Here is a 7,926-nt window from a genome sequence, read left to right as displayed (position 1 = left end):
CCGCCACACGCCCGCGCGCGTCCGTGGGCTCGCCCCCCGGGACAGCGGTCTCGTCCATAACGGTCATGTAGTGACCATACGAAGTCAGACAGCAAAACGGGCCGTCGACTCTGCACAGTCTCCGGCCCGTTTTCCTGGTAGCCCTTAACAGAACCCTTTCGGAGCACAGTCGAATCCCCTGCTCAGGGGCCTGTCACGAGCATCCCTCCGGCCCCGCGAGATCCGGAGGGATTGTGGGGGTCGCACAAAACTCGCCCGTGCGATGTGTCCCTCGGTGTCCCTCTAGCAGCCGCAGCTGTAGTAGGTGGCGTCCCAGTGGTTGCCCTCGTCCGCGTAGAGGTTGCCCGACGCCGCCTGCCACTGGGGGTAGCCGTCGCCGCGCAGGCCGATGTAGGTGAAGGCGCCCTTGATGTAGCTGCTGACGCCGGAGTAGTCGCTGTAGTCGAGCTTGTAGCCGTTGTAGTGCGAGTAGGTTCCGCTGGCGTGGCCGACCTCGGTGCCACCGGTGATGTTGATCGAGCAGCCGCACGCGCCCTTCAGGGTCACCGCGCCCTGCGCCGTCGCCTGGTTGAGCCCGTCGAACGAGGTGCACGTCGAGTTGTTCCGGTTCGTGCAGCCGCCGGAGGACGACCAGGTGATGCCCGCGGCGCGGAACATCGACTCCGCCTGTGCCTGGGTGAGCTTGGTGACCGTGGCCTGCGCTGAGGCGTCCGACGCGCCCGTGATCACGCCGACGCCGGGGGCGAAGAGGGCGCCGAGGACCAGGGCGAGCGCGCCGAGGGCCGTGCCGAGTCTGCCGTACTTCTTCATGAGGGGGGTTCCTCCCTGCTCAGGTTGCCGAGTGCACTTCCGGATGCTGCCGGTGTTGCCGGTGTCACCCGGTACGGCCGTACCGTTGGTAACGCCGGGTCGTACCCGTGCTGCCACACACGACCGAGTACGTCCGGTGCCGCTGGAACGTGCTCCGGACGGCCGCACGGGCCGATGGCATCGCCGTGCGCATTCCTGCACACGGGTGGCGCGATCAACCCTCCCCGCGAAGGGGGCCGTTGGAGCGGTCGTGCAGGCGGAGCAAAGAGATGGTGCCCGGTTCTACGCGCGTTGGCCAGAGGGCGGGACGAAGCGCCCTGATGTCACCGTGGCGACACGCCGCGTTGATGTTGAAACGGGCCGGGAAGCTTTCTAGAGTTGAAGTTGTTCAATGTTCAACATACGACTCCTGGAGCGGCGGCGCCGACGCGTGGCACCCGTTCCATCGAGCCGGGCCCTGTCCACTGGAGACCCGCACCAAGGAGGACGACATGAGCATCTTCGGTCGCAGCAAGGACACCGCACCCGAGCCGACGGGCGTCGACGCGGCCGCCCTGACCGGCGACTACACGATCGACGCGGCACACAGCTCACTCGGCTTCACCGCGCGTCACGCCATGGTGACCAACGTCAAGGGCAGCTTCGCCGAGTTCGAAGGGACGCTGCACCTGGACGGCGCCGACCCGACCGCCTCCAACGCATCGTTCGACGTGCGGATGGACAGCATCACGACCGGATCGGCCGAACGTGACGCCCATCTGAAGAGCTCGGACTTCTTCGACATCGAGCAGTACCCGACGATGACGTTCCGGTCGACCGAGGCGGAGGCGCTTGGCGGCACGTCCTACCGGATCACCGGCGCCCTCTCGATCCTCGGCACCACCAAGCCGATCAGCATCGACCTCGAATTCAACGGCTACGCGAAGGACCCGTTCGGCAACGAGCGCGTGGGCTTCGAGGGCACCGGCGAGTTGCTGCGCTCCGAGTGGGGACTGACCTGGAACGCCGCCCTGGAGACCGGCGGGGTGCTCATCTCGGACCGGATCAAGCTGAACTTCGACCTCTCGGCGATCAAGCAGACCGCGTAACCGGCGCGGCGGGGGCGGCAGGCGGGGTGCCGTCGCCTGCCGCCCGGCTCCCCCGCCCCCGCACCGGCAGCACCCACCAGGCCGCCGCCACCGCGAGGGCAGCGCCCACGACGATGGCGCCGAGCCGGGTGGGCAGGAGGTCCTGCGCATCCTGGCCGAAGTATCCGTAGAGCAGGGCCAGCGCCGCCGTCGCACCCGCCGCCCAGTAGGCGTAGCCGCGCGGACGCAGCCACAGGGCCACCGCGAGCACGAGGAAGATCAGCACCACGCACGGGGTGCCGCCGACACCGGAGGGCGTGGCACCGACCGCCGTCAGCACCGTGCCCCCGCACGCCCCGGCGAGCCGCTCCAGGCCCTTGCGGAGCACATCACGGCGTCCGCGGTTGCCGCTGCCCACCAGGATCGCGGTGAACACCACCCACGGCCAGTGCGTGCCGAACACCGCCTTCCCCACGACGAAGCCCGCACCCACCGCGAGCGCCATCTGCACGGCCATCCGGGTACTGGGCCGCGGCCGCAACCGGCTGCTGCGACGACGACGGGGTGCGGCCGCGACGCCTTCGGGCCCACCCATCCCGAAGCGGTCAGCGGCGCCCTGCACCGACCAGACCGACACCGCCGCCAGCAGCCCGACCAGCACGGACCAGGCCCAGCCTGCGAGGGCGCCCTCCGCACGGGGTGGCAGCGCAGGGCGCGGCAGGACCAGGAGCGCCACGAGCGGCAGGGTGGCAAGGGTGCCGATCCTCGTGGCGTACGGGCCGTAGCGGCGGATCCAGATCGGCACGGCCATGAGCACGGTGAACACGGCAGATCCGTAGGCCAGGTGCACCGACATCAACCTGCCGAGCAGGGTGGCACCGGCTGCCACCACGGGGATCAGCACCAGGGCGCTGAGCCGCTGCCGGGTGTCCGCGTGGCGCTGGGCCCTGGCCAGGGACAGCGACAGCACGACGGCGAGCACCAGGACGTCGGCGTGCAGATGCGCGGCACGCTCGATGAACAGCGCAGCGGTGAAGGAGAGGAGCGTGGCGGCCATGGTGAGGGCCATTTCATACGCATCGCTTACTGGTGCTCGCGGCATGATGGCCATCGTAGCTGGAGTTTTCCCGGACAGCGTGCCGTGATATTCATACGCTCCGCGTATAGATGCAGCAACCGTGGATCTACTGGATACAGCGACCGTGGATCTACGCTGAGCGCATGGTCTCGGTGAACTCCTCGGATGCGCGGCCGCATGACGCGCAGGCCGTTGCGCTGCGGCGCGGAATCGTCCGGCTGGGCAGGCGGCTGCGGCAGGAGCGCCCCGCCGGCAGCCTCACCCCGAACCAGCTGGGCGTGCTCAGCCATCTCGGCCGGCACGGACCGTCCACCCCCGGCGAGGTCGCCGCCGCCGAGCGACAGCGCCCACAGTCGCTCACCCGGACCTTCGCCGAGCTCGAGGCGGAGGGCCTGATCGTACGGTCACCTGACCGCGAGGACCGCAGGCAGTCGCTGCTCAGCGTCACGCCCAGGGGCCGCGGGGTGCTGGTCGAGGACATGGCCAACCGCGACGTCTGGCTCGCCGCCGCCCTCGACACGCTGACCGAGACGGAACGTGAGGTGCTGCGGCTGGCCGGCGCGCTCATGGAGCGGCTGGCCGGGGTGGAGGAGGCACCGGCGGACTAGGGTCTTGCGTCGCACAGGCCCTAGAAGCCGCCTCCGAAGTCGCCTCCCCCGCCGAAGTCGCCACCGCCCCCGAAGCCGCCGCCACCGTCGCCGAAGCCGCCCCCGAAGTCGCCCGGGTCGAAGTCGCCTCCGGAGTCGTCGCCGCCCGTGTAGCCGCCGTCGAACCCGGGGCCGCCGAAGTCGCCGTACCCGTCGCCGTAGAACATGCCGTAGGAGGGGGCGGCCATCATGTTGCCGAGCAGCGTGCCGACCAGCAGGCCGGGCAGCAGGCCGCCGCCGAAGTAGCCGCCCGCCCACGGTCCGTAGGCGGGGCCGGCCTGCCAGTACGGCTGCCGCCCGTAGTCGGTGTCCACCGTGCGCACCAGGGGCTCGGCGCCCTCCCGCAGCCGGGTCGCGTCCGCGGCGCACACCGGGACCTCGCGCTCCGCACCACCGGGCGGCGCCCACACCAGGTCCGTCACCGACGGGCCGTGCCGCGGGTCGAAGAAACACGGCGGACGGCGCTCGGGCAGCGGCCGACCGGTCCGCCGGGCGGCGAGCCTGGCCAACGAGAACCTGCCGTCCTCCAAGGCCTCGGTGACGCCCCGCACGTCCTGCGGGTGCTGCGCGGCCGCCATCTTGGACTTGGCCGTCTCATAGGCGTCCAGGGCGTGCTCGTAGTCGGTGCGCATCGCGTCGTCGGCGCCCGGCTCGGCCGGGTGGAAGTCGAGACGGTCCAACTCCTCGCCGTACGCGGTGATGTCCTCGTCGACGACGACCCGCAGCTTCTCCAGGGCCGCGCGCTGCTCGGCCACGCGCCGGTTGCGGTTCACCCGGCTGATCGTGTACGCGGCGCCGCCGCCCGCCACGAGCAGGGCACCGATGCCGATCAGCGCCCCGGTCGGCACGCCGTCACCGCCCGAGCCGTCTCCCCAGGAGGACGGCGCCGAACCGTGGGCGCCGCGCACGGCCTGGTCCACGAAGGAGGTGAGCTGGGTCCGGGCGTTCTGGCCCTGCACCGAGTCGACCAGATTGGTCACCGCTCGGCCGGTCAGCACGCTGCTGTCGGCGCGTGCGTCGAAGGCGTTGCCCAGGCGGATGCCGTACAGGCCGGTGATGCCGGTCTCGGTGCGCAGATCGCGGAAGAGGTTCTGGGTGGGGAACCCGGCCGGCAGGACGGCGACGAAGACCGGCTTGTCCGCCTTCTTGATCTTCGTGGCGAGCGCCTGCGCGTCGGACGGCGAGAGCTGGGACCTCGCCGCAGGGTCCACGTAGACCGGGTTCTTGCGCAGCGAGTCGGCGATCCGGGAGACATCGGCGGCCGTGAGCGCCGCGGGGGCGACGGCCGTACGAGACGCCGGAGCGGGGGCGGCCGGAGCGGGGCCGCTGGACGCGGCGGCGGTCGCGGTCAGGGCGGCGAGGGCGGTCAGGAGGGCCGCCATCAGGGCGACCAGCAGCCGGGCGAGGCGGCGCGGCACCGTCGGGCGCGGGGCGCCCGACGGCGGGTGTCCGGCGCCCTTCCGGGCGCCCTGCCCGGGCGTCCAGAGGGTGCCGGAGACACGCTCGTTCATACTTCGACGCTACCCGATATCCCACGAATGGGGGGATTCGCGGAGGTGCATCGGCGGACATGGCTGGCCGCCGGGCCGGTTTGGGCGCGCAGCGCCCATGAAAGGGGCGCGGGGCTGTATTGATGTGCGGCTCCGCCGCGCGGGCGCGAGCAACCACCCACCGGCCGGTGGTCTGGCTACGACAGGACCAGCCCCTTCGGGACAGTGCCGACCCGACGGTCTCGTCGTGGCTTGTCGCGCCCACGCGGCGGTAGCCGCACGATGTGACCAGCCCCGCGCCCCTGTAGGGCGCCCTTGCAGGCGGGGCGCGCTAGCGCCCCACCGCCTCGTACGCGGTCGTCAGCTTGGCGACCGCGGTCTCGTAGTGGCCGGTCAGCAGCGCATGGTCGGCCTCGGCGAACGGCTTCGCGACGGCTGCCGTGAGCTGGTCGCCGACCGTCTGCTGGACCAGCTGCCGGGCCTGGGCGACGGCGGTACGCCCGGCCTTCGTGGCGTGTCCGCGGTCGGCGGCCCTGGCCGCGTCGCGCAGCGCCTTGAGGGTGTGCTCACCACCGCGCAGCGATGCCCCGGTGGTGGTCAGACCCCAGCCGAACGGGAACTGCGGATCGTACGTCTGGTCACCGACGTTGATCGGCAGCTGGGCCTCGGACTTGGGCCAGGTGACGGGCAGTTGGCCGGTGAAGGGCCGGCTGCCGTAGAGCACGTCGGCGACGCCCTCGCCTTCGGTGCCCGGCAGCCAGGAGGCAACCAGGGCGTCCATCTCGTCGAGCTGGTCGCCGATGAGCTGCGGACGGCCCGAGACGACCAGCACCGCGCACGGCATGGCACCGCACACCCGGTCGACGGCGGCCTTGTCGGCTGCGGTGAGCGCCAGGTCGTTGCCGTTGCCGACGTCGCCCATGCCCTCCGCGTACGGCGTCTCGCCGACCACGACGACGCCGACGTCGTAGCCGCTGGTCGACGCCGATGCGTCCTTGGAGTAGTCGATCTGCGCGTTCGGGGCGGCCTGGCGCATCCCCGCCAGGATCGTGGTGCCCTTGGTGATGTTGCCGGACGAGCCCTGCCAGGTGACGGTCCAGCCGCCGGTCTGGTTGCCGATGTCGTCGGCGTTGGACCCGGCGACGTACACCTTCTGGTCCTTCTTCAGCGGCAGCACGCCGCCGTCGTTCTTCAGCAGCACCTGGGACTCCGCCGCGGCCTTGCGGGCCACCTCGCGGTGTGCGGTGGAGCCGATGTCGGCGGCGCCGCTGGTGTCCGCGTAGGGGTGCTCGAAGAGGCCGAGCTGGAACTTCTGGGTCAAGATGCGCGAGACGGCGTCGTCGATACGTGCCTGGGTGATGTTCCCGGCGTTCACCTGGTCGGTGAGCGCCTTGACGAAGTCGGTGTACTTGTTGGGGACCATCACCATGTCGATGCCGGCGTTGACCGAGGTGCGGACGTCGGTCGGATAGTCCGGGGAGATCTGGTCGATGCCCGCGTAGTCGCTGATCACGAAGCCCTTGAAGCCCATGTCGCCCTTGAGGGTGCCGTTGATCAGGTCACCGTCGGCGTGCATCTTCAGGGGCTTGTTGTCCTCGTCGGTGATCTGCATCGACGAGTACGACGGCATGACCGAGCCGACGCCGCGCCTGACGGCCTCCTCGAACGGCGGCAGGTGGATGTCCTGGAGCTGCTTGCGGGTGACCTTGGTGATGCCCTGGTCGATGGTGTACGTGCCGTTGGTGGAGGTGCCGTAGATGGTGCCGCCGTCCCCCACGTAGTGCTTGGCCGTGGCCAGGACCTTGTCGTTCTGCGCGAGCTGGGAACCGTCGGCCGGGCCCTGGAGGCCCTGGATGAGGGTCTCCATCGACACGACCAGCGCCGGGTCCTCGCCGAACGACTCGTAGGAGCGGCCCCAGCGTTCGTCCCGGCTGACGCACAGGCAGGGCGCGAAGGCCCAGGGGACGCCGGTGGCACGGGTCTCGGCGGCGGTGACCTCGCCGGTCTGCTCGGCGATGGCCGGGTCACGCGTGGCGCCGATGCCGATGTTGTGCGGCGTGATCGTGGCGTTGACCAGGTTGTTGTGGCCGTGCACCGCGTCCACGCCGTAGATCATCGGGATCTGCAACGGGGTGGCCAGGGCACGGTCCTGGTAGCCGTTGATCATGTCGGCCCAGCCCTGCGGGGTGTTCGACGACGGTACGGAACCGCCGCCGGAGAGCAGGGAGCCGAGCTTGTAGGTGGTGATGTCCGCGGGGTTCTTGATCGCGGCACGCTCGGCCTGCGTCATCTGGCCGACCTTGTCGGCCAGCGACATCCGGCCCAGCAGGTCCGAGACGCGGTCCCGGATCGGCAGGCTCGCGTCGAGATACGGCATGTGCTGGGCGTCGACGACGACGCGTGGCGTCTGCCGTGGCGCCGTGGCCCCGGTGACGTCCAGTTCCAGCGCGATGGTGCGGGCGGTGCGGGCGTGGTCGGAGGCCTCGGTGGGCACCGTGACGGTGCGCGAAGCGCCGGGCGACGAGCCGGCCGGGAAGGTGACCGTCCCCGAGACCGGGCGGTAGTCGGTGCCGGGCGCCGCGGTACCGCCGTCCGTGCGGTACGCGACGGTGACCGGCGCCTTGGTCGGGGCGTCGCCCGAGGTGGTCAGGGAGATCTTCACCTGTGCGGCGTCCCCACCCGTGACGGGGTACACCGCGGCATCGGTGGCGACGCCGGCCGTGGCGTCGCCGGCCCCGGTCGCGGTGGCGGCCGAGGCGAAAGGGAGGAGGCCGGCGAGCAGGCCGGCCGAGATGAGCAAGGCTCTGGTGCGCATGGTCGTCCCTTCGGCGGAA

6 protein-coding genes are annotated in these 7,926 nt (G+C 71.0%); 2 read left to right on the top strand and 4 right to left on the bottom strand.

Going from position 1 to position 7,926, the window contains the following annotated elements; translation table 11 throughout:
- Window positions 1-282: 282 nt before the first annotated feature.
- Window positions 283-810 carry a hypothetical protein gene (locus tag NQO67_RS23500; protein WP_255952160.1) on the bottom strand — a complete coding sequence of 176 codons (528 nt, stop codon included), beginning with the start codon at window positions 808-810 and terminating at the stop codon, window positions 283-285.
- 491 nt (window positions 811-1,301) lie between these two features.
- Between NQO67_RS23500 and NQO67_RS23495 the strand changes: the two genes are divergently transcribed.
- Window positions 1,302-1,898, top strand: a complete 597-nt coding sequence (locus tag NQO67_RS23495; protein WP_255952159.1) for a YceI family protein — start codon at window positions 1,302-1,304, stop codon at window positions 1,896-1,898.
- Here NQO67_RS23495 and NQO67_RS23490 read toward each other — a convergent pair.
- Window positions 1,882-2,979, bottom strand: coding sequence for an FUSC family protein (locus tag NQO67_RS23490; protein ID WP_255952158.1), 1,098 nt, complete (start codon window positions 2,977-2,979; stop codon window positions 1,882-1,884). The genes NQO67_RS23495 and NQO67_RS23490 overlap by 17 nt on opposite strands.
- Before the next feature lie 65 nt (window positions 2,980-3,044).
- On the opposite strand from NQO67_RS23490, the gene NQO67_RS23485 reads away from it, so the two are divergent.
- A complete protein-coding gene (locus tag NQO67_RS23485) occupies window positions 3,045-3,563 on the top strand; it encodes a MarR family winged helix-turn-helix transcriptional regulator (RefSeq protein WP_255952157.1) in 519 nt (172 codons plus the stop codon).
- A gap of 20 nt (window positions 3,564-3,583) precedes the next feature.
- On the opposite strand, the gene NQO67_RS23480 is transcribed toward NQO67_RS23485, so the two are convergent.
- Together NQO67_RS23480 and NQO67_RS23475 are read right to left on the bottom strand one after the other, a co-directional pair.
- Window positions 3,584-4,984 (bottom strand): hypothetical protein, encoded by a 1,401-nt coding sequence (locus NQO67_RS23480; protein ID WP_255952190.1) that lies wholly within the window; start codon window positions 4,982-4,984, stop codon window positions 3,584-3,586.
- A 439-nt stretch (window positions 4,985-5,423) separates the two neighbouring features.
- On the bottom strand, window positions 5,424-7,907 hold the full coding sequence (locus tag NQO67_RS23475; RefSeq protein ID WP_255952156.1) for a glycoside hydrolase family 3 N-terminal domain-containing protein: 2,484 nt from the start codon (window positions 7,905-7,907) through the stop codon (window positions 5,424-5,426).
- Window positions 7,908-7,926 lie beyond the last annotated feature (19 nt).

The sequence above is a fragment of the Streptomyces odontomachi genome (assembly GCF_024435355.1).
Taxonomy (GTDB): domain Bacteria; phylum Actinomycetota; class Actinomycetes; order Streptomycetales; family Streptomycetaceae; genus Streptomyces; species Streptomyces odontomachi.
The sequence above is the reverse complement of the archived record's forward strand: the minus strand, read 5'-3'. Positions and strand labels throughout refer to the sequence as shown.